The sequence below is a fragment of the Arthrobacter sp. StoSoilB19 genome (genome assembly GCF_019977275.1).
GTDB lineage: Bacteria > Actinomycetota > Actinomycetes > Actinomycetales > Micrococcaceae > Arthrobacter.
Genome location: NZ_AP024650.1, coordinates 177,273 through 195,097, shown reverse-complemented (window position 1 = coordinate 195,097; position 17,825 = coordinate 177,273). Strand labels below are relative to the sequence as shown.

19 protein-coding genes are annotated in these 17,825 nt (G+C 67.0%); 9 read left to right on the top strand and 10 right to left on the bottom strand.

Annotated features, from left to right (window positions below; genetic code table 11):
* Positions 1 to 131: 131 nt before the first annotated feature.
* The gene (gene serS, locus LDO86_RS00940; protein ID WP_026265933.1) at positions 132 to 1,412 is read right to left on the bottom strand and encodes a serine--tRNA ligase; all 1,281 of its coding nucleotides are present in this window, start codon (positions 1,410 to 1,412) and stop codon (positions 132 to 134) included.
* Between the two features lie 88 nt (positions 1,413 to 1,500).
* Between serS and LDO86_RS00935 the strand changes: the two genes are divergently transcribed.
* A complete protein-coding gene (locus tag LDO86_RS00935) occupies positions 1,501 to 2,583 on the top strand; it encodes a diacylglycerol kinase family protein (RefSeq protein WP_018770273.1) in 1,083 nt (360 codons plus the stop codon).
* 67 nt (positions 2,584 to 2,650) lie between these two features.
* Here LDO86_RS00935 and LDO86_RS00930 read toward each other — a convergent pair whose 3' ends face one another.
* The 3 genes from LDO86_RS00930 to LDO86_RS00920 all read right to left on the bottom strand — a co-directional run bounded on the left by LDO86_RS00930 (position 2,651) and on the right by LDO86_RS00920 (position 4,255).
* Entirely contained in the window at positions 2,651 to 2,854 is a 204-nt protein-coding gene (locus tag LDO86_RS00930) for a hypothetical protein (RefSeq protein ID WP_056388420.1), read from the bottom strand.
* A gap of 94 nt (positions 2,855 to 2,948) precedes the next feature.
* Entirely contained in the window at positions 2,949 to 3,929 is a 981-nt protein-coding gene (pheA, locus tag LDO86_RS00925; protein ID WP_224084204.1) for a prephenate dehydratase, read from the bottom strand.
* On the bottom strand, positions 3,929 to 4,255 hold the full coding sequence (locus LDO86_RS00920; RefSeq protein ID WP_224084203.1) for a rhodanese-like domain-containing protein: 327 nt from the start codon (positions 4,253 to 4,255) through the stop codon (positions 3,929 to 3,931). Before LDO86_RS00920 ends, pheA begins: the two co-directional genes overlap by 1 nt.
* Positions 4,256 to 4,464: 209 nt before the next feature.
* Between LDO86_RS00920 and LDO86_RS00915 the strand changes: the two genes are divergently transcribed.
* The 5 genes from LDO86_RS00915 (at position 4,465) to LDO86_RS00895 (ending at position 7,948) form a co-directional block, all read left to right on the top strand.
* Positions 4,465 to 5,874, top strand: coding sequence for an amidase (locus LDO86_RS00915; RefSeq protein WP_224084202.1), 1,410 nt, complete (start codon positions 4,465 to 4,467; stop codon positions 5,872 to 5,874).
* 148 nt (positions 5,875 to 6,022) lie between these two features.
* Complete coding sequence (locus LDO86_RS00910; RefSeq protein ID WP_056388427.1) at positions 6,023 to 6,247, top strand: hypothetical protein; 225 nt, start codon at positions 6,023 to 6,025, stop codon at positions 6,245 to 6,247.
* A 131-nt stretch (positions 6,248 to 6,378) separates the two neighbouring features.
* Entirely contained in the window at positions 6,379 to 6,582 is a 204-nt protein-coding gene (locus tag LDO86_RS00905) for a hypothetical protein (RefSeq protein ID WP_018770279.1), read from the top strand.
* Positions 6,583 to 6,838: 256 nt separating this feature from the next.
* Entirely contained in the window at positions 6,839 to 7,303 is a 465-nt protein-coding gene (locus LDO86_RS00900; RefSeq protein WP_224084201.1) for a lipopolysaccharide assembly protein LapA domain-containing protein, read from the top strand.
* A 63-nt stretch (positions 7,304 to 7,366) separates the two neighbouring features.
* The gene (locus LDO86_RS00895; protein WP_224084200.1) at positions 7,367 to 7,948 is read left to right on the top strand and encodes a dihydrofolate reductase family protein; all 582 of its coding nucleotides are present in this window, start codon (positions 7,367 to 7,369) and stop codon (positions 7,946 to 7,948) included.
* A gap of 63 nt (positions 7,949 to 8,011) precedes the next feature.
* Here LDO86_RS00895 and LDO86_RS00890 read toward each other — a convergent pair whose 3' ends face one another.
* Genes LDO86_RS00890 through LDO86_RS00880 form a run of 3 tightly spaced genes read right to left on the bottom strand, consistent with a single transcriptional unit; the run spans position 8,012 to position 12,163 of the window.
* Positions 8,012 to 9,526 carry a carboxyl transferase domain-containing protein gene (locus tag LDO86_RS00890; RefSeq protein WP_056388432.1) on the bottom strand — a complete coding sequence of 505 codons (1,515 nt, stop codon included), beginning with the start codon at positions 9,524 to 9,526 and terminating at the stop codon, positions 8,012 to 8,014.
* A 1-nt stretch (position 9,527) separates the two neighbouring features.
* Positions 9,528 to 10,736, bottom strand: a complete 1,209-nt coding sequence (locus LDO86_RS00885) for a CoA transferase (RefSeq protein WP_224084199.1) — start codon at positions 10,734 to 10,736, stop codon at positions 9,528 to 9,530.
* A gap of 59 nt (positions 10,737 to 10,795) precedes the next feature.
* Positions 10,796 to 12,163: an SLC13 family permease gene (locus LDO86_RS00880; protein ID WP_134165324.1), complete on the bottom strand. Its 1,368-nt coding sequence runs from the start codon at positions 12,161 to 12,163 to the stop codon at positions 10,796 to 10,798.
* Positions 12,164 to 12,299: 136 nt separating this feature from the next.
* On the opposite strand from LDO86_RS00880, the gene LDO86_RS00875 reads away from it, so the two are divergent.
* Together LDO86_RS00875 and LDO86_RS00870 are read left to right on the top strand one after the other, a co-directional pair.
* Positions 12,300 to 12,998 carry a FadR/GntR family transcriptional regulator gene (locus tag LDO86_RS00875; protein ID WP_144601001.1) on the top strand — a complete coding sequence of 233 codons (699 nt, stop codon included), beginning with the start codon at positions 12,300 to 12,302 and terminating at the stop codon, positions 12,996 to 12,998.
* 122 nt (positions 12,999 to 13,120) lie between these two features.
* Positions 13,121 to 14,566 (top strand): cytosine permease, encoded by a 1,446-nt coding sequence (locus LDO86_RS00870; RefSeq protein WP_144601002.1) that lies wholly within the window; start codon positions 13,121 to 13,123, stop codon positions 14,564 to 14,566.
* A gap of 84 nt (positions 14,567 to 14,650) precedes the next feature.
* Here the strand turns inward: LDO86_RS00870 and LDO86_RS00865 are convergent, their stop codons facing one another.
* Together LDO86_RS00865 and LDO86_RS00860 are read right to left on the bottom strand one after the other, a co-directional pair.
* The gene (locus LDO86_RS00865; RefSeq protein ID WP_056388438.1) at positions 14,651 to 15,112 is read right to left on the bottom strand and encodes a DUF4190 domain-containing protein; all 462 of its coding nucleotides are present in this window, start codon (positions 15,110 to 15,112) and stop codon (positions 14,651 to 14,653) included.
* Between the two features lie 35 nt (positions 15,113 to 15,147).
* Positions 15,148 to 15,720 carry a LysE/ArgO family amino acid transporter gene (locus LDO86_RS00860; RefSeq protein ID WP_223993364.1) on the bottom strand — a complete coding sequence of 191 codons (573 nt, stop codon included), beginning with the start codon at positions 15,718 to 15,720 and terminating at the stop codon, positions 15,148 to 15,150.
* A gap of 95 nt (positions 15,721 to 15,815) precedes the next feature.
* On the opposite strand from LDO86_RS00860, the gene LDO86_RS00855 reads away from it, so the two are divergent.
* Complete coding sequence (locus tag LDO86_RS00855; RefSeq protein ID WP_223993363.1) at positions 15,816 to 16,742, top strand: LysR family transcriptional regulator ArgP; 927 nt, start codon at positions 15,816 to 15,818, stop codon at positions 16,740 to 16,742.
* Here the strand turns inward: LDO86_RS00855 and LDO86_RS00850 are convergent.
* Positions 16,702 to 17,658: a nuclease-related domain-containing protein gene (locus LDO86_RS00850; protein WP_056388444.1), complete on the bottom strand. Its 957-nt coding sequence runs from the start codon at positions 17,656 to 17,658 to the stop codon at positions 16,702 to 16,704. The genes LDO86_RS00855 and LDO86_RS00850 overlap by 41 nt on opposite strands.
* Positions 17,659 to 17,825 lie beyond the last annotated feature (167 nt).

Genomic DNA, 17,825 nt, shown 5'->3' with positions numbered 1-17,825 from the left:
GGATGTTGGACCATGGAAGCGCCGTCACCGGTCCGCTGCCTGTATGTGGACAAGCGTCCGTCAGGCCTAAGCATGTTCGCGGATCAGAACCATGAAGGTCCTGATCCGCGAACAAGCTTATGAAAGCTCCCTTAGAGGACCGGCAGGACCTCGAGGCCGCCCAGGTACTTCTGCAGCGCCTTGGGCACGTTGACGGAGCCGTCCGGGTTCTGGTGGTGCTCCAGCAGCGCCACGATCCAGCGCGTGGTGGCGAGGGTGCCGTTCAGGGTGGCCACTGCCCGGGTGCCCTTGGCGACGCCCTCGGAGTTCACCACGCGCTCACGGATATTCAGGCGGCGCGCCTGGAAGGTGGTGCAGTTGGAGGTGGAGGTCAGCTCGCGGTAGGCGCCCTGCGTGGGAACCCAGGCTTCGCAGTCGTACTTGCGTGCGGCGGAGGTGCCGAGGTCACCGGCAGCGGTGTCGATCACGCGGTACGGCAGTTCGCACTTGGCCAGCATTTCCTCTTCCCACGCCAGGAGGCGCTGGTGCTCGGCGGCGGCCTCTTCAACAGTGGTGTAGATGAACATCTCCACCTTGTTGAACTGGTGGACGCGGATAATGCCTCGGGTGTCCTTGCCGTGCGAGCCGGCCTCGCGGCGGTAGCAGGAGCTCTGGCCGGCGTAACGGATGGGGCCCTTGGAGAAGTCCAGGATCTCGTCTGCGTGGTACCCGGCCAGGGCAACCTCGGAGGTGCCCACCAGGTACAGGTCGTCTTCGGCGAGTCGGTAGATCTCGGCGTCGTGCTTCACATCGAAGCCGGTCCCCTGCATGGTCTCGGGACGCACCAGCGTGGGGGTGATCATCGGGACGAACCCTGCCTCGATGGCCTGGTCCATGGCCATCTGCAGCAGGGCCATCTCCAGCCGGGCACCCACACCGCGCAGGAAGTAGAACCGGGCACCAGAGACCTTGGCACCGCGTTCCATATCTATGGCGCCGATCAGCTCGCCGATCTCCAAGTGGTCGCGCGGCTCGAAGTCGGGGAATTCGCGGGGGGTGCCGACGGTCTTGACCACCACGTAGTCGTCCTCGCCGCCCTCGGGCACGCCGTCCTCAATAAGGTTGGGGATGGTGCGCAGGAGTTCTTCCTGCTTGGTCTGCGCGGCATCGGCCTCGGCAGACGCAGCCTTAACCGAGTTGGCGAGCTCCTTGACCTCTGCCAGCAACGCCTGCTTCTCTTCACCCTTGGCCTGCGCCACCTTCTTGCCGAACACGTTCTGCTCGGCGCGGAGGTTTTCAAAGCGGATCAGGGCAGCGCGGCGGGCGGAATCCGCGGAGATGATCGCGTCCACCACTGATTCGTCCGCGCCACGGGCACGCTGGCTGGCACGGTATTTCTCCGGGTTTTCGCTGAGGTCTTTTACGTCGATCACCACACAAGGGTATCCAATACCGCGCACGACGGCGGGCGGCAGGGTGCGTGCCCCCACGCGCCGCCCGCACGGCTACTGTTGAAGCACCATGAGCGACTGGATTCTCTACCTGCTGATTGCGGTGGCGCTTGCCTTCGCCACGTCCAGCTGGTGGGGGGTGCGCCGCCTCAAAGCACTGCATATGCGCAGCACCGTGGCGGGGGAAGTTTACGACTCCGGGCTGGCGCAGCAGCGGGTGGCCGTGGTCCTGAATCCAATCAAGGCGCGGGCCGGGGAAGCGAGGGAAATCATCCAGCGCGCCTGCCTGGCAGCCGGGTGGGAGGAGCCTGTCTTCTTCGAGACGACGGCGGAGGACCCCGGCTTTTCCCAGATGCAGGCCGTCCTGGCCGGCAAGCCGGACGTCGTCCTTGCGGGCGGCGGCGACGGTACCGTCCGGGTGGTGGCCGAGGCCCTGGCGCACACGGACATTGCCATGGGTTTGATTCCACTGGGTACCGGCAACCTGCTGGCGCGGAACGTGGACCTGGATGTGAACGACCTTCACGGCAACGTCCAGACAGCACTCTTCGGCCGCCAGCGCTACATCGACACCGCACGGATGGCCATCGAGAACTCCCGGACCGGCCACTACTCCGAGCACATCTTCCTGGTGATCGCCGGGATAGGCATGGATGCCGAGGTCCTGGCCGACACCAATGACGGGTTGAAGAAGGCGGTGGGCTGGCTCGCGTACACGGAGGCGGGCGTACGCCACCTGCCGGGCCGGCGAAAGAAGGTTTCCATTGCGCTGGACGGAAACCCGGAGCAGGTAAGGAATATCCGCAGTGTGCTTTTCGCCAATTGCGGCCTTGTCCCCGGCGGCATCGACCTGATCCCGCAGGCCATGATCGACGACGGCATGCTCGACGTTGTGGTGATGAGCCCCCGCAGCGCGCTGGGGTGGCTGCTGATGTACGTGAAAATCATGTTCAAGCACAGCGGCAAGCTGCCCATCATGACCGTTTACCGGTCAGGCAGGGTGGTGATCAAGTGCCCCGAACCCATGCCCACACAGCTCGACGGCGACACCTCGGGTGAAGCCACGCAGCTCACCGTCCAGGTTCTGCCGCGGTCACTCCTGGTCCGAGTCAAGCGGGACGTCCATGGCAGCAGTGCCACGGCGGTGCGTTAGCAAAGGTGCGTTGACAAAAGAGCGCTGACAGCGCTGTTACGTGACAAAAGCAAGAGTGCTGCGCGGCTCAGGCGCTGGCCTGCTTCTTTGCATCGGCGGCCGCCTTGGCGGCAGCGTGGGCTTCAGACTGCTCGCGGATCATGGCCTGCTCTTCCTCGAAGCGCAGGCGGTCGGCGCGGTCAGCGTCATCCCCGTCCCAGTCCTGGTTGTCAGCGGTCGGCTTGGGGTTGACGATCATCCCCTGGCCGTCGTTCTCAGTGCTGCTGGTCATGACCCTCTCCCTTCGTCAGGGGCCATACCCCGTGTGGATCAAGCAAGCATACGCATTGTCCGCAGCCCGCGGAAGTAGTTCCCAAGCCATTTGCCTACGCTCTGGGCGAAGCTGCGGAACCGGTTTCACCTGCGACGGATTCTGCATCGAGTATGGATTCAACCCATGATTGGGCCGCAGAGAACGCCGCGTCGGAGACATAGGCCGGGACCGGCGTCTGCTGCTTGTCTGCCCGGGCGTACGAGCCAAGGAAACGCGTCCCCGGGCTGATACGGTGCAGCCCCGCCAGCGCCTCGGCTACCCTCGCCTCGCCTGCGTGGCCGTCGGCATCAATGCTGAAGAAATAGTGTCCCAGGTACTGTCCCGTGGGCCGGGACTCGATCCGGCTGAGGTTGACGCCGCGGCTGGCGAACTGGTCCAGGATCTCCATCAGGGCTCCGGGACGGTCCTCCGGAAGCGGCACCACCACCGTGGTTTTGTCCGCACCGGTCCGCGCCGGCAGGGCCCCTGGCAGGCTCACCAGGATGAAGCGGGTGACCGCACCCGGGTTGTCACCGATATCCTCCGCCAGCACGGACAGTCCAGCATGTTCGCTGGCCACCAGCGGCGCGCAGATGGCCGCGTCGTAGTGGCAGTCGGCCGCCAGCAACCCCACGGCCGCGGCGGCGGTTGAGGAACCGGGAACGTATTCCGCATCGGGTATGTTCTTGTCCATCCACAGCCTGCACTGGGCCCAGGCGTGGCCGTGCGTGGAAACGCGCCGGACATCTTCCAACCGAGCCCCGGGACGGGTTACCAGGACAAAGCTGATGGGAATCAGGACCTCGCGGATGATCCGCAGTTCCTGGCCGGTGGCGATGGCGTCCAGCGTGGCCGTGACACCGCCCTCCACGGAGTTCTCGATGGGGACCATGGCGGCGTCGGCCGCACCTTCACGAACCTTCCCAAGGGCGGAGTTGACGTTCGACGCCGGGATCCTCACCGCCTCAAGGGCATCGGGTACCTGGAGGAGGGCAGCCTCGGTGAAGGTGCCTTCCGGACCCAGGAACGTGTAGGTGCGGGAAGTACCGGCCACTAAAGCACCAACGGCTTGAGTCCGTTGTCCGAAACCAAAGGTTTGCCGGCCTCCAGCCACTGGTCCATCCCGCCCGAGACGTTGATGGCGGAATATCCCTGCCCCGTGAGCCATTGGGCAACGCGGAAGGAGCGGCCGCCCGTACGGCAGATGACATAGAGGTCCTCGTCCGGATCGAGCTCACCCAGCCGGGCCGGGATCTGGTCCATGGGGATGTGGAGTGCGCCGTCAGCGTGGCCGGCGACCCATTCGTAGTCCTCCCGGACGTCCAGGATCACCGCGCCAGCGGGAATGTCATGCACGGGGACGGTATCGAAGTCACTCATCGGAGTCCTGTCTTGGCGGATCAGAGTCAGGTTTAAGCCTAGCTCTTCCGCCCCCTTCCACCGTGAACAGGTATGCAAAAAGCCCCGGGTTAGGCTGGTGAAGCCCAAGGAGGTTTTCATGTCCCAACAGCCCGCCGCCCTCCCCGCACCCCCGGCTCCGGCCGCCCGCACGGAACGGCCTGCCGGTGCGCAAACGGAGTCCCGGTTCCGTGACTGAACTCCATGAGCTTTCGGCACTGGCCCTGCGGGACCTCCTGCGGAGTGGAGCAGTGTCCGCCGCGGAGGCCGCCGCCCATTTCCTGGCCCGGACCGGCCAGCGGAACGCCCTTCTCGGCGCCTTCATCACCGTGACCGCGGAACAGGCCATGGATCAGGCCAAGGCGGCCGATGCCCTGCATGCCCGCGCCGACGCCGATGACCTGCCTGTGCTGCACGGCATGCCCCTTGCCTTCAAGGACCTGACGGACGTGGCCGGGGTGGTGACCACGCACGGCAGTGCCGCCCTTGACCACAAACCCGCCCCCGCCGACGCTCCGCTGGTGTCCCTCTTCAAGGACGCCGGCGTGGTTTCGCTGGGCAAGACACAGGTACCTGAATTCGGACTGACGGCCTACAGCGAAAACCGCATCGCACCGCCGTCGCGCAATCCCCATGCACCCAGCAGGAGTTCGGGAGGTTCGTCCGGCGGCAGTGCAGCGGCCGTGGCAGCGGGGCTGCTGCCTTTCGCTCCGGGGACCGACGGCGGCGGGTCAGTCCGCATCCCGGCGGCAGCATGCGGCCTGGTGGGCCTGAAGCCGGGCCGGGGGCTGGTGGCAGCCGGGGAAAGTGCCGGCGATCCCGCGCGGCTGGTGGTGCCCGGTCCCCTTGCCCACAGCACGGAGGACGCGGCGCTGATGATGGACGTCATGGTCCCGGGAAACCACTACCTCCGGGCAGTGCAACAAGAGGAGCCGCCGCGGCTGCGGATCGGCGTCACCCTGGACAGCCCGTGGTCCGGCACGTTTCCCTTCACGCCCGAACAGGACGCCCTGGACGCGCTCCGTGCCGGTGAGGCCCTCCTGGAACACGCCGGCCACAGCCTGGGTGATGCATCCATCCGCTACGACAACCGTTACCCGGATGCCTTCACGACGGCTTGGACCGCCGGGGTGGGCGCAGCCAGGATCAGTCCGACGCGTGAAGCTCTGCTGGCCCCCTTGACGCGGACCTTCCGCCGTCGGGCACAGCAGCGCAGCCCCGCCAAGCTCGCGGAGGCACTGGCATTCCTGAGGCAGTTCCAGCATGACACGGTGGCGCAGTACGGGCAGTGGGACCTGATGCTGATGCCGGCCCTGGCGCAGACGCCGCGGCCGGTGGGATGGTTCACCGGCACGGCGCATGGCGGGGAGCGCTGGCCGTCGGCGCAGTGGCCCGGGGACGCCGACGGCGACTACCGGAAGCAGTGCGAATACGCCCCGTGGTCCTCCATGGTGAATGTGTGCGGCCTGCCGGCCATCACCGTTCCCGTGCACTGGACCGGGGGTAGCGCCGGCAGTGGACTTCCCATGGGAATCCAACTTGTTGGCCCCATGGGCTCCGAAGCCCTCCTCCTGCAGGTGGCCCACCAGCTGGGCTACTAGGGAAACTTCGGGAAGCTTCGCCGGAGGGCAGATGTTGACCTGCTCCTAACACCGGCTTAATCCGCTGGTAACCCTGGCGGCGCACACTTGAAGGAGCACCTTTCAGCACCCTCCATTCGCCCTCCGCCCGATGAGGAGTTGCCCCACCATGAACGTTGAACACCCTGCCCCAGGCACCGAAGCCACCATGACGGCAGACGACGGACGTCCAGACATGAGCAACTCGAACGTCAGGGAAGACCTGGCGATGACCGGCCGGTGCGCGCTGGTCCACCTGCCCACGGGACGGACCTGCCTCCTCCCCCTCCGGCATCAGGGGCCCTGCGAGTTCCACCGCCCGCAGGAGGCACAGGACGTGGTTGACGGCGCCTGACAATCGCGGACATTACTCCTGCCGCAGCGGAGGCCTCTGGTGCATTCGTTGCCCCTGGACTGCGTTGGCATATCGACTCCCCCGCCAATCAGGAGGACGATTAAAGGGCAGTCACCATGAGGAGGTCTGTGATGTGCTACGCATCGAACAAGGACTTCGGGTGGGGCGCCAGGAAAGAAACCAAGCGCCGGCCTGAAGCCGAAACGGAAGCCCCTGCGGAAACTCCGGAGGAGCCGGTCAAGGCACCGGACTTCACGTTCTGGGCCTTCCCCAACTGGCGCAGGATGCCTGCGCCCCGCACCCCCTCCGCCGAACGGAGCAAGGAGAGGGTCTGACCCGGGCGGTGAGACCCGGGCCGGGCTGACCGGACCGGACCGAAAATGGTCCGGCCAGACTGCCGGAGGGAGGGGTTCTCACGTGAGGGCCCCTCCTGGCCGACAGCTCCCCCGCACCCTTTTCCTGCGCAGGTCATTGCGCCGGTCATGACGCAATTCCTAACGCAGGACGCGGTACCGGTCGTTGTGCCGCGTCAACCGGGGCGTCTATGGTTAGACAATAAGCATGCTTAGCATTTAGGGAAAGGGGACGGACATGAGCGCAGGACAGTACACGCCAGGGCCGGAAGGCCGGCAGGAACCGGATGCCACCACGCCGTCGAACGCAGCGCAGCAATCGGGAGACCGGGCCGCAACCTACGGCGGCGCGCCGTCCTACGCACCGGACGCAGGGGGAACAGTCGGAACAACGGGGACACCGGCCACCGGGACAGCGGCGACGGGCCGTGGAGTCCCTGAACGCAAGGTCACCCGCGCCGGAGTCATCTGGGCAGGTGTAGTGGCATCCTTGGTGCTCCTGATCCTGCTGATCGTCTTCATCCTGCAGAACCAGGACCAGGCCCTGGTCCGGTTCCTTGGTTTTGAGGGGTCCGTCCCGCTGGGGATGGCACTGTTCATCGCTGCCGTATCAGGCGGCGTCTTGGTGGCCGTGGCAGGCGGAGCGCGCATCCTGCAGCTGCGCAGGAACGCCCACCGGACCAGAGTCCAGTCCAGGAGGTAGTCCCTTGGCAGCGGGTGCCGCCCGCCGCCGCGGGCGCTTCCCGCGACGGAAAGGCTGACCGCAGTGGGCAAGGTCGTGGTGATGAACCATGTGACGCTCGATGGTGTCATGCAGGGACCGGGGCGCCCGGACGAAGATCCCCGGGGAGGATTCACCGGCGGCGGCTGGGCCGTTCCGCGTGCCGACCAGGCGACGGTCCAGAAGATGGGCGGGCGCATGGGCGCCGGCCACGCCTTCCTCTTTGGACGGCGCACCTACGTGCAGCTCCTGTCGTCATGGAACGCCCAGGGCGGTCCATTCAAGGACGCCCTGAACAACACGCCCAAGTACGTCGCCTCCGGTGACCCCGCCTTGAAGCTTGAGTGGCCAAACTCAACGCTCCTTCGCGGGGACGTTCCGGCGGCTGTGAAGGAGCTCCGGGAAACCTTCCCCGGGAACCTCGTGATCATGGGCAGCGGAGTGCTGATCCGCAGCCTTATGGCGGCAGATCAAATCGACGAGTACCTGCTCATGATCCATCCCCTGGTGCTGGGCAACGGTCACCAGCTTTTCACCGGGGCAACAAAAACGCCGCTGCGGCTCCTCGAAGCCGCACACACCGCCACGGGCGTCATTATGGCCCTCTACGTGCCGGACCAGCCGTAGGAAGCGCCGGAACCGATACTCCGGCGCCTCCCGGGCCTGCCCCCCACGACCAAGTGGCAACCGTCAGCTGCCGCCGAGGGATGCGAACTTCCGCGCCCGGGCAGCCACGAGTTCCGGCACGGGAACGCCGGCCACCGAGCCCAGCTCAAACTCAATCGCCCGGGCCATCCGGGTGCAGAATTCGCGCGGCTCCAGAGAAGCATCGTCCCGCTCATCCACAATGTGGTCCACCAGGCCGTTCGCGTACAGCGCGGCCACGTTCACTCCCTGCGCCTGGGCCATGGCCGGGGCGAACGCGGTGGTCCGGTGCACGATGGCGCTGGCACCTTCCGGAGGAAGCGGTGAAAGCCAGCTGTGCTGGGCCGCGATGGTCCTGTCCGCGGGCAGCAGTGCCAGCGCACCTCCCCCGGCGCCCTGGCCAAGCAGCACGGAGACCGACGGCGATTCCAGACCGATCAGTTCGTGCAGCGAGCGCGCAATTTCGCCGGCAAGTCCGCCCTCCTCCGCCTCCTGCGACAAAGCAGCGCCGGCGGTGTCGATCACGGTGAGCAGCGGCAGCCGCAGTTCCTCCGCCAGCTTCATGCCGCGGCGCGCCTCCCGCAAGGAACCCGGTCCCATCCCGGCGGCGTCCTTCCGAAGCGGGCGGGCGTGGCCCAGGACGATGCAGGACTGGGTGCCAAAACGCGCCAGTGCCAGCAGCAACCCGGGGTCCTTCTCCCCCTGTCCGGTTCCGTTCAGGGGGAGAGCGTCGGTGGCGCCGACCTTCAGCAGCTGGCGCAGGTCCGGCCGCCGGGGACGCCGGGAGATCCCGATGGACGTCCAGGCGTCAACTGTTGAAGGCCGGACGTTGAGGGTCTCGGGAGGGGCAGGGCGCGCAGCCACCGGGCCCCCGGGAGAGAGGATGTCCAGTGCCCGGCCCACCAGGTCTGCAAGATCGCCGGGTTCCACCACGCCGTCGATCAGTCCCTTGTGGAAGAGGTTCTCCGCCACCTGCACGTTCTCCGGGAACGCCTCGCCGTACAGCGCCTCGTACACCCGGGGACCCAGGAAGCCCAGCAGGGACCCAGGTTCCGCCACGTTGATGTGGCCCAAGGAACCCCACGATGCCATGACGCCACCGGTGGTGGGGTGCCGCAGGTAGACCAGGTACGGCAGCCCGGCCTGGCGGTGCGCCCGGACGGCGCCGGTGATTTTCACCATGGACAGGAACGCGAGCGTCCCTTCCTGCATCCGGGTTCCCCCGGACGCAGGACCGGCCAGCAGCGGCAGCCCCTCCGCGGTGGCGCGTTCGACGGCGGCAACGATCCGTTGCGCCGCCGCATGGCCGATGGAGCCGGCCAGGAAGGAGAATTCGCTGACGATCAGCGCAACGCGGCGGCCGCGGATGAGGCCGGCGCCGGTGACCACCGACTCATCGGCGCCGCTGCGTTCGCGCGCTTTTGCCAGGTCGCGGGCGTACTCGTCAGAGACGTCCGGCTGTTCCGGTTCGGTGTCCCAGGAGACGAACGAGCCTTGGTCCACCACGGCGTCCAGCAGTTCGGTTGCGTTCAGGTGCCGCACCTTTTCCTTCGTCGGCATGCTATTTGGCCCCCGCCGTTGCAGAAGCCAGGCCCAGCCACTCGCGGATTGCCGGCCCGTCCTCGTCCAGCAGCGGCGGTGCATCGTGCTGGGTGGGGGTGGTTTCGGCCGCATCCCCGGGAGCGAAGAACCGCAGCGGCGGACCGGGCAGGCTCATTTTTCCGAGCAGCGGGTGGTCCACATCCACCACCAGCCCCTGGGATGCCACCTGCTCCCAGGCGTACACCTCGTCCAGCGAGCGGACCTTCCCTGCCGGGATCCCGGCGTCGTTCAGTTTCGCCAGCAGTTCCGTCGCACCGTAGCCGGCGAAGGCGCGTTCGACGGCGGCAATCACCCCCGCACGGTTCCGCACCCTTTCGGCATTGCTGGCAAAGCCGGGGGCACCCGGCTCCAGGCCGAAGGCCGCAGCAAAGGACGCCCACAGCTTCTCGCTGCCGACGCTGATCTGTACGCTGCCGTCCTTGCAGTTGAACAGGCCGTAGGGGGCGATGGACGGGTGGTGGTTGCCCTGGGCCTGGGGAACTTCGCCTGCAACGGTGGTCCTGGTGCCCTGGAAGGCATGGACGCCGATCAGCGATGCCAGCAGCGACGTGCGTACCACCTTGCCCTGGCCGGTCCGGGTCCGCTCCACCAGCGCCGCGAGCACGCCGAAGGCGCCGTTCATCCCGGAAAGCAGGTCGGCAATTGGAACGCCGACGCGCTGGGGGTCGTCCGGCCCTGACCCGGTGAGGGACATGAGTCCGGCCTCGCCCTGCAGGATCTGGTCGTAGCCGCTGCGCTGGGACTCGGGCCCGTCGTGGCCAAAGCCGGTGATGGACAGGATCACCAGCCGCGGGTTGAGCTCGTGCATCGCCGCGGTGGAGAAGCCCAGCCGGTCCATGACCCCGGGCCGGAAGTTTTCGATCACCACGTCCGCCCGCTCCAGCAGGCCGCGGAGCACCGCCTGCCCGTCGCCGCTCTTCAGGTCCAGGCTGATGGACTCCTTGTTGCGGTTGCAGGACATGAAGTAGGTGGACTGGAGGTCGTCTTCGGGGCCGACGAAGGGCGGCCCCCAGCCGCGGGTGTCGTCACCGGTTCCGGGGTTCTCCACCTTGATGACGCGGGCGCCGAGGTCCGCCAGCATCATGCCTGCGTGGGGCCCGGCCAGTGCGCGGCTGAGGTCGACGACGGTGTGCCCGGCCAGGGGGCCTTGGCGGTTCTCGGTGCTCATGGTTTGGGTTTCCTTTCTGGAACGGGTGGCGGACGGCCGCCGGTGTGGGGCAGCGGCGGCTAGAGCCAGCCGGGCACCACCAGCGCCAGCCATGCCAGGACGGGGCCGGCCACGATCACGATGCCGCTGTAGCCGAGGATCCGCTTGTAGAACTGGTCCTTGTCCACGCCTTCCGGGGCATTGGCCAGCACCAGCGCGCCGTTGGTGGAGAACGGTGAGACATCCACGATGGTGGCGGACACTGCGAGGGCGCAGATGACGCCGACGGCGCCGATCTCGCCGGTGGAGAGGAACGGAACCGCGAGCGGGATGAGCGCTGCAAGGATGGCGGTGGAGGAGGCAAAGGCGGATACCACGGCACCGATGAAGCAGATGATGAGGGCGGCCAGGAGCGGCATTCCCATTCCGGCAACGCCGCTGGAAACGAACTTGATGGTTCCGGCTTCCTCCAGCACTCCGACGAACGTCAGCATGCCGCAGATCAGCAGCACGGTGGACCAGCTGATCTTGTTGATGGCCCCCTTCTGGGCTGCGGGTGACACCAGGGCCAGCACAATGGCGATGGTGATGGAGACGAAGCCGACGTCCATCTTGAAGCCAAGGGCCACGACGGCCAGCACGATCAGGCCTGCAATGGTGACCAGCTGCGGAATCCGCTCTTTGCGCTCCTTGGTGGCCGCGACGCCGTCGCCTGCGGGGTCCCTGGGACCGTACATGCCGGAGCCGGAGCCCTTGAAGGGGACGTCGGCGCCGGCTTTGGCGCCGACGCTGACGGCCATCCGTGCCTCAGCTGCCTGCTCCACGAACTGTCCCACCTTGGAGGACATAAGGTTCCTGCCGCCGAGGACCACGAAGAGCACCAGTGCGATGACCAGGTTGAAGATGAAGCTGGACAGGAACAGCGCGGTGGGGCTGAAGGCAAGGTCCGTCTTGGCCAGGATGCCGTTGACGGTGACACCGTAGACGGCGATGGGCGAGAAGCCGCCCGCCTGCGCGCCGTGGATCACCATCATGCCCATGAGCAGCGGGCTGATCTTGTACTTGCCGGCGAAGCTCAGGGCGATGGGGGCAATGATGGCGACGGCGGCGGGAGACAGGGCGCCCACGGCGGTGATGACGGCGGTGATGGCGAACATGACCCACGGGATGAGGGCAACGCGGCTGCCCACCAGGCGGACTGCGCCGCGGACCAACAGGTCGATGGTTCCGTTGTTCTGCGCTATGGCGAACAGGTAGGTGACGCCGACGATGGTGAGGAAGAGGCCGCCGGGAAAGTTGGCCAGGATCTCGTTGGTGGACATGCCCAGCACCAGGGCGCCGAGCAGGAACGCGCCGACGAAGGCGAGCGCGCCCATGTTGAGGGGCAGGACGGTGGCGAGCAGGAACATCGCCGCGAGGATGATGATCGATAAGACAGGAGCGGACATCGTTGGTCCTCCGTTGGGGGAAAGAAAGAATGTGACGTGAGTTACTGGCTCACTGGACTAGCCTCTTAGACAGTGAGTCTATCTGTCAATAGACGAAGGAGGTATTCTGGTCCCTACGACCCCGAGGGAGGGCTTTGTGGAGAAGACAGCACGGCTGGGCCTGGAACGCGTCACCCGGCCCCGGCTGTACGAGCAGCTGGTGGAGCAGATCCTCGCCTACATCGAGTCCGCCCAGCTCCGGCCGGGCGATCTCCTGCCGGCGGAGCGCGACCTTGCCGAACGGCTTGGGGTTTCCCGCGCCACGCTGGCGCAGGCGCTGGTGGCCCTGGAAGTGCTTGGCGTCATCGACGTGCAGCACGGCACCGGCGCAGTCCTGGCCCGGCGGCCCAGCGTAGCCTCGGTCATCAAGGGCCTGCGCGAGCACCAAAGCCGGCTGCCCGAAATCGTGGAGGCGCGCAGCACCCTGGAAGTGAAGCTTGCCGCCCTCGCCGCCGAACGCCGGACCGACCAGGACCTTGCCGCCATCGACGATGCCCTGGACGTCATGGCCAGGGAAATCAACGACGGCGACCGCGGCACCCACGGCGACGAACTGTTCCACCAGGCCATCACCGCGGCAGCACACTCGTCCGTCCTGGCACAGCTGATGGCCTTCATCGCCGAGATGATCCTGGAAACGCGGATGGAGTCGCTGGGGCAGCCCGGCCGGCCCGAACAGTCCCTGGCGTCGCATCGGAAAATCGCGGATGCCGTCCGGGCCCAGGATGCGGAGGCGGCCGCGGACGCCATGCTGGCGCACATCGAGCTTGTCTCGGACGTGGAGCTGCTCCGCTAGCCAGGCCGCGCGACACGCGGAGGCGTCTGGTTTCCCGGACAGCAGGACCCGGTTGCGGGTGTTGGCCGGCCGCCAAACCCGGTGTGATGGACCCTACGTTTCCATCACTGAGGAGTTAGGCCATGGCCGGAGGAAGTACCGCCGTTGAGGCACGATCGATCGACATGATCCCACCGGGCGAGCGGCACGGCCACCCGCGCGGCCAGTTCACCCTGTGGTTTGGTGCCAATGCCCAGATCACCGCCATCGTGGACGGCGCCCTGGCCGTGGTGTTCGGCGCGGACGCCTTCTGGGCAATAGTGGGCCTGCTGGTGGGAAATGTGCTGGGCGGCGCGGTCATGGCCCTCCACTCAGCCCAGGGTCCCAAGCTGGGCTTGCCGCAGATGATCTCCAGCCGAGCCCAGTTCGGCGTCTACGGGGCCGTGATTCCGCTGGTGCTGGTCATCCTCATGTACGTCGGGTTCGCCTCAACAGGCACCGTCCTCTCGGGGCAGGCGATCAACCTCATGCTGGGAGTGGACGCGCCCGCCGTCGGAATCCTGGTCTTCGGTGCCGCAACGGCCCTGCTGGCCATCCTGGGGTACAAGTACATCCACGCGCTGGGCCGCATCGCCACCGTACTGGGTCTGGCAGGCTTCCTGTACCTGACCCTGGCGGTTGCCACCAAGTTCGACATCACCCAGGTGATGATGGTCAAGGGCTTTGAATGGCCCACGTTCCTCACCGCCGTTGCCCTGGGTGCCGGCTGGCAGCTCACCTTCGGCCCATACGTAGCCGACTACTCCCGCTACCTTCCCGCGGACACCTCGGAACGGAAGACCTTTTGGTACACCTTCGCCGGCTCGGTGGGCGGGGCGCAGTGGGCCATGACCCTCGGCGCCCTGGCCGGCGGACTCTCCGCCGCCAAGCTGGGCGGGGACTTCCTGAAGAACCAGGTGGGCTACATGGGCGATCTCGCCGGCGGCGGGCAGATCGCCGTCTTCATTTACCTGATGATCGTCACCGGCAAGCTGACGGTTAACTGCCTGAATGCCTACGGCGCCTTCATGTGCGGCGTGACCATCAGCACCGCCGTCAACCGGAGGGATACCGTCTCCAAAGCCGTGCGGATTGCCTTCATCGTGGCGGTAATCGGCGCCAGCGTGCTCATCGCACTGTTCGCCAGCAAGGATTTCCTGAACCTGTTCAAGAACTTCGTCCTCCTGCTGCTCATGGTCTTCACGCCCTGGTCCGTGATCAACCTGGTGGACTACTACAAGGTCTCCCGGGACCGGCTGGACATCCCCGCCCTCTACAACCCGGACGGCCGCTACGGCCGCTGGAACGTGGCCGCCCTGGTTTCCTATGGAATCGGCGTCGTCATCCAGGTCCCGTTCCTGGCGCAGGCGCTGTACACGGGCCCCGTCACCAAGCTGCTGGGCGGCGCGGACATTTCCTGGCTGGTGGGAATCGTTGCCACCCTGGCCGTCTACTACCCCTGGGCCAAGGCCACCAACCGCGCGCCGGCGGAGACCATTTACCCCGGGTATCCGGTAGAGGTGCCCGCCACCGCAGCAGTCAAGGGGTAAGGCACGACGGCGGCAGAAGGGACGACGGCGGCACGGGCGCAGGTGCCCGGCCGCCGTCGCCGCTGCTTTCCCAGCCGGCCAGGGCTAGAAGGTGCCTGTATTGGAGCCGGCGGTGCCGGCGATGGCCAGGCCGATGATGAGCAGCAGCCAAAGGGCGCCGTAGCCCAGGAGGCACAGGTAGCCCAGCACCAGGCCGGTGATGGACATCCCCCTGCCGGAGGGTTCGCGCCGGAGGGCCAGGTGGCCGGTGATGATGGCGGCAAACTGCGGAAGCAACAGCCAACCCGTGATGACCGAGGCGATGCCGCAGACCATGCTTGCGATGCTCAGGGTCTTCGCTTCCACCGGCCGGCCATAGTAGGACGGCTGGCCGAAATACTGCGGCTGGCCGTACTGTCCCTGGTTGTAGGAGCCCGGGTTGTACTGGGGCTGGCCGTACTGTCCCTGCCCGTACTGTCCCCTTCCGTACTCGGCCGGCGGCCGGTAGCTGGGCCACGGCGAACCGTCACGCTGGTAGTCAGGCCCCTGGGATGGCTGGTTACTCATGGTTTCTCCCCTGCGGATCTCGGCTCCAGCCTACTTCAGTGCAGGACCAGGCGGATGGCCAGGGCCAGCATCAGCACACCGATGGCAGCATCAATCCAGCGCCACGTTCGCGGGCTGCCGAGCACTCCAGCCAGCGCGCGTGCCCCATACCCCAGGGCGGAGAACCACAGCACGCTTCCGGTGACTGCGCCTGCGGCAAAGACCCAGCGCAGATCGGCTCCCTGCTGGTTGGCGAGGCTGCCCAGCAGCACCACGGTGTCCAGGTAGACGTGCGGGTTCAGGAAGGTCAGGGCGGCCGTGGCGGCGATGACCGAGTTCTTCGACTTGGGCGCCTGCTCCGCCAGGGTGGAGGGTTTAACCGCCGCCATGAAGGACCGCGCGGCGAACCACAGCAGGTACGCGGCGCCGGCCCAGCGCAGGACTTCCAGCGCCTCGGGGAACCGGGTGACCAACGCCCCGATGCCGGCCGTGCCACCGACGATGAGCAAGGCGTCGCCGGCCATGCAGACGGCCACTACCGCCCCGATGTGCTCGCGCCGGATGCCCTGGCGCAGCACGAAGGCGTTCTGGGCGCCGATCGCCACGATCAGCGCCATCCCGGTGAGCATTCCCGTTATTCCAGCAGTCCACATACCTACTGACGGTAGGATCCGCATGACATGCAGGCAAATGAATGATTCTTAGTATTCATTAGGATGTCTTCATGAATCTTGAGCACCTGAAGGCCCTGATGGCTGTCATCGACGAAGGAACGTTCGAGGCAGCGGCCGATCTGCTCCGGATCACGCCGTCCGCCGTGAGCCAGCGGATCAAGGCACTGGAAGCGTCGGTAGGCCAGGTCCTGGTCCGCCGAAGGCTGCCCTGCACGGCCACCGACGCCGGCGCGCTGCTGCTGCGGATGGCCCGCCAGGTGCAGGTGCTGGAAGCGGAGACGGCGGCGGCACTGGGCGCAGGGTCGCCGGCCCGGGCCCAGCTGCCGGTGGCCGTCAACGCGGACTCACTGGCCACGTGGTTCGTCCCCGTCCTGCATCAGGCCGCCCCGTGGGAGGACTCAGCCCTCGATCTCCACGTTGAGGACCAGGGCTACAGCAGCCAGCTGCTCCGCGAGGGCGAGGTCATGGGAGCGGTGACGTCGGACCCTGTCCCGGTGAGCGGGTGCAGGGTGGAACTGCTGGGCTCCATGCGGTACGTTCCGGTGGCCACCCCCGGGCTGCGCCGGCGGTTTTCCGTGTCCGGCGGCGTGGATTGGGCGGCAATGCCGGTCCTGAAATTCAACACGAAAGACAACCTGCAGGAGCAGCTGCTTACGGCCAGGAGCCTGCGGCAGCTTCCTCCAACGCACACGGTCCCTTCGTCCCAGGGATTCCTCGCGGCAGTCAAAGCCGGTTTGGGCTGGGGGATGATTCCGGAGCTCCAGCTCACGGACGAGCTGGAGTCCGGCGCCCTGGTGCGGCTCGAGGACGGCCCCCACCAGGACGTGGCCCTGTACTGGCAGGCCTGGACCCTGGACTCGGAACGGCTCAACCGGATGACCGGAGCAGTCCGCGCGGCCGCCAAAGACCGGCTGCTGCCAGGAGATGCGCCGGAGGCTAGCGGCCCAAGTAGGGCAGGATATAGACGGCAAAAATGACGAAGGCCGCCAGCAGGGCAAGCTTCCCTCCACTGGTGCCGCCATGCTGCTGCGCTTTGCCGTTCCTGCCGCGGCGCGCCGATCCCGCCGACGCCCCGGTCCGCGTTCCGGCCGGCGCTCCCGCCCTGTGCCCTGTGGGTTGTCCTGCCTTCGTTCCGCCCGGGGGGAGGGCCCGCCCTGCGGGGTGCCGGGATGCACTTTGGCTGCGGCCCGTTTCGTCCGGGGAGCCGGGCTTCCCGCGGGGAGTTGCTGCGGGGCCGGCCGGGGGCAATGCTCCCGCCGGGCGCACCACGGTTCCCGGCCGTACGCTGCGAAAAGCGGTGATGCCTGGTTCCTGTTCATGGGTGAGCTGCTGGCCCAGGTGCGCGTACAGGCCCACCACTGTTTGCTGGTCGAGCACGGCCGGCAGCGCTTCGATGGCTCCCACCACCCGCTGGGAACCGGCCACGGCAACGTCGGATTCAGTCACCCCGAAAAGGTCGGGCTGCGCGGACATGCAGATGAGTGGACGCACCAGGCGCCGGTGCGGCGGAGTCAGCACCGAGGCCACGGCAGCACACTGGGCCAGGGCCCCTTCCACTGCCTGGGTCCGCGCAAAGCGGCCCTGCCACAGCACCCCGGAAGCCACCCGCACCTCACCGGTCCAGTTCTTCGAGTCGATCACCACCACGCCGCCGGGGCCCACCAGGACGTGGTCAAGGTTCGCTTTGGGCCGGCCGGGCCAGTGGACATCGTGGAGGACGTACCAGCCGCGCGGGACCAGTTCGCTGAGCTTGTCGGCCACCACCCGCTCCCCTGCGGCGCCGGCGTCCCACGCCTTCGTGGAACGTTCGGCCTGGTCGAGTTGGCGCTTCAGCCTCGCAACGCGCTCGGCAGCCAGCCTGGACTGCTCCGCTGCCCCGTCTCCTGCCCCCATTGGACGTCCCCGTTTCCTAGCCGGACAGGACTCCGGCGGCGGCCCGCCGTCGTCCGTTCCTTTCCCTTGTTTCCTGGAATTTTTTGAAAGGTAGCAGGGCGTCAAAGGGCCGGTATATAGGTACTTTCCGGGCCGGGTACTCAGGTGGACTACTTGGTTTGACGAGC

Coding starts and splice junctions, on each gene's coding strand:
- LDO86_RS00935 (WP_018770273.1), top strand. CDS start 1,501: ATGAGCGACTGGATTCTCTACCTGCTGATTGCGGTGGCGCTTGCCTTC.
- LDO86_RS00930 (WP_056388420.1), bottom strand. CDS start 2,854: ATGACCAGCAGCACTGAGAACGACGGCCAGGGGATGATCGTCAACCCC.
- LDO86_RS00920 (WP_224084203.1), bottom strand. CDS start 4,255: ATGAGTGACTTCGATACCGTCCCCGTGCATGACATTCCCGCTGGCGCG.
- LDO86_RS00910 (WP_056388427.1), top strand. CDS start 6,023: ATGAACGTTGAACACCCTGCCCCAGGCACCGAAGCCACCATGACGGCA.
- LDO86_RS00905 (WP_018770279.1), top strand. CDS start 6,379: ATGTGCTACGCATCGAACAAGGACTTCGGGTGGGGCGCCAGGAAAGAA.
- LDO86_RS00900 (WP_224084201.1), top strand. CDS start 6,839: ATGAGCGCAGGACAGTACACGCCAGGGCCGGAAGGCCGGCAGGAACCG.
- LDO86_RS00890 (WP_056388432.1), bottom strand. CDS start 9,526: ATGCCGACGAAGGAAAAGGTGCGGCACCTGAACGCAACCGAACTGCTG.
- LDO86_RS00885 (WP_224084199.1), bottom strand. CDS start 10,736: ATGAGCACCGAGAACCGCCAAGGCCCCCTGGCCGGGCACACCGTCGTC.
- LDO86_RS00880 (WP_134165324.1), bottom strand. CDS start 12,163: ATGTCCGCTCCTGTCTTATCGATCATCATCCTCGCGGCGATGTTCCTG.
- LDO86_RS00870 (WP_144601002.1), top strand. CDS start 13,121: ATGGCCGGAGGAAGTACCGCCGTTGAGGCACGATCGATCGACATGATC.
- LDO86_RS00865 (WP_056388438.1), bottom strand. CDS start 15,112: ATGAGTAACCAGCCATCCCAGGGGCCTGACTACCAGCGTGACGGTTCG.
- LDO86_RS00860 (WP_223993364.1), bottom strand. CDS start 15,720: ATGCTCACCGGGATGGCGCTGATCGTGGCGATCGGCGCCCAGAACGCC.
- LDO86_RS00855 (WP_223993363.1), top strand. CDS start 15,816: ATGAATCTTGAGCACCTGAAGGCCCTGATGGCTGTCATCGACGAAGGA.
- LDO86_RS00850 (WP_056388444.1), bottom strand. CDS start 17,658: ATGGGGGCAGGAGACGGGGCAGCGGAGCAGTCCAGGCTGGCTGCCGAG.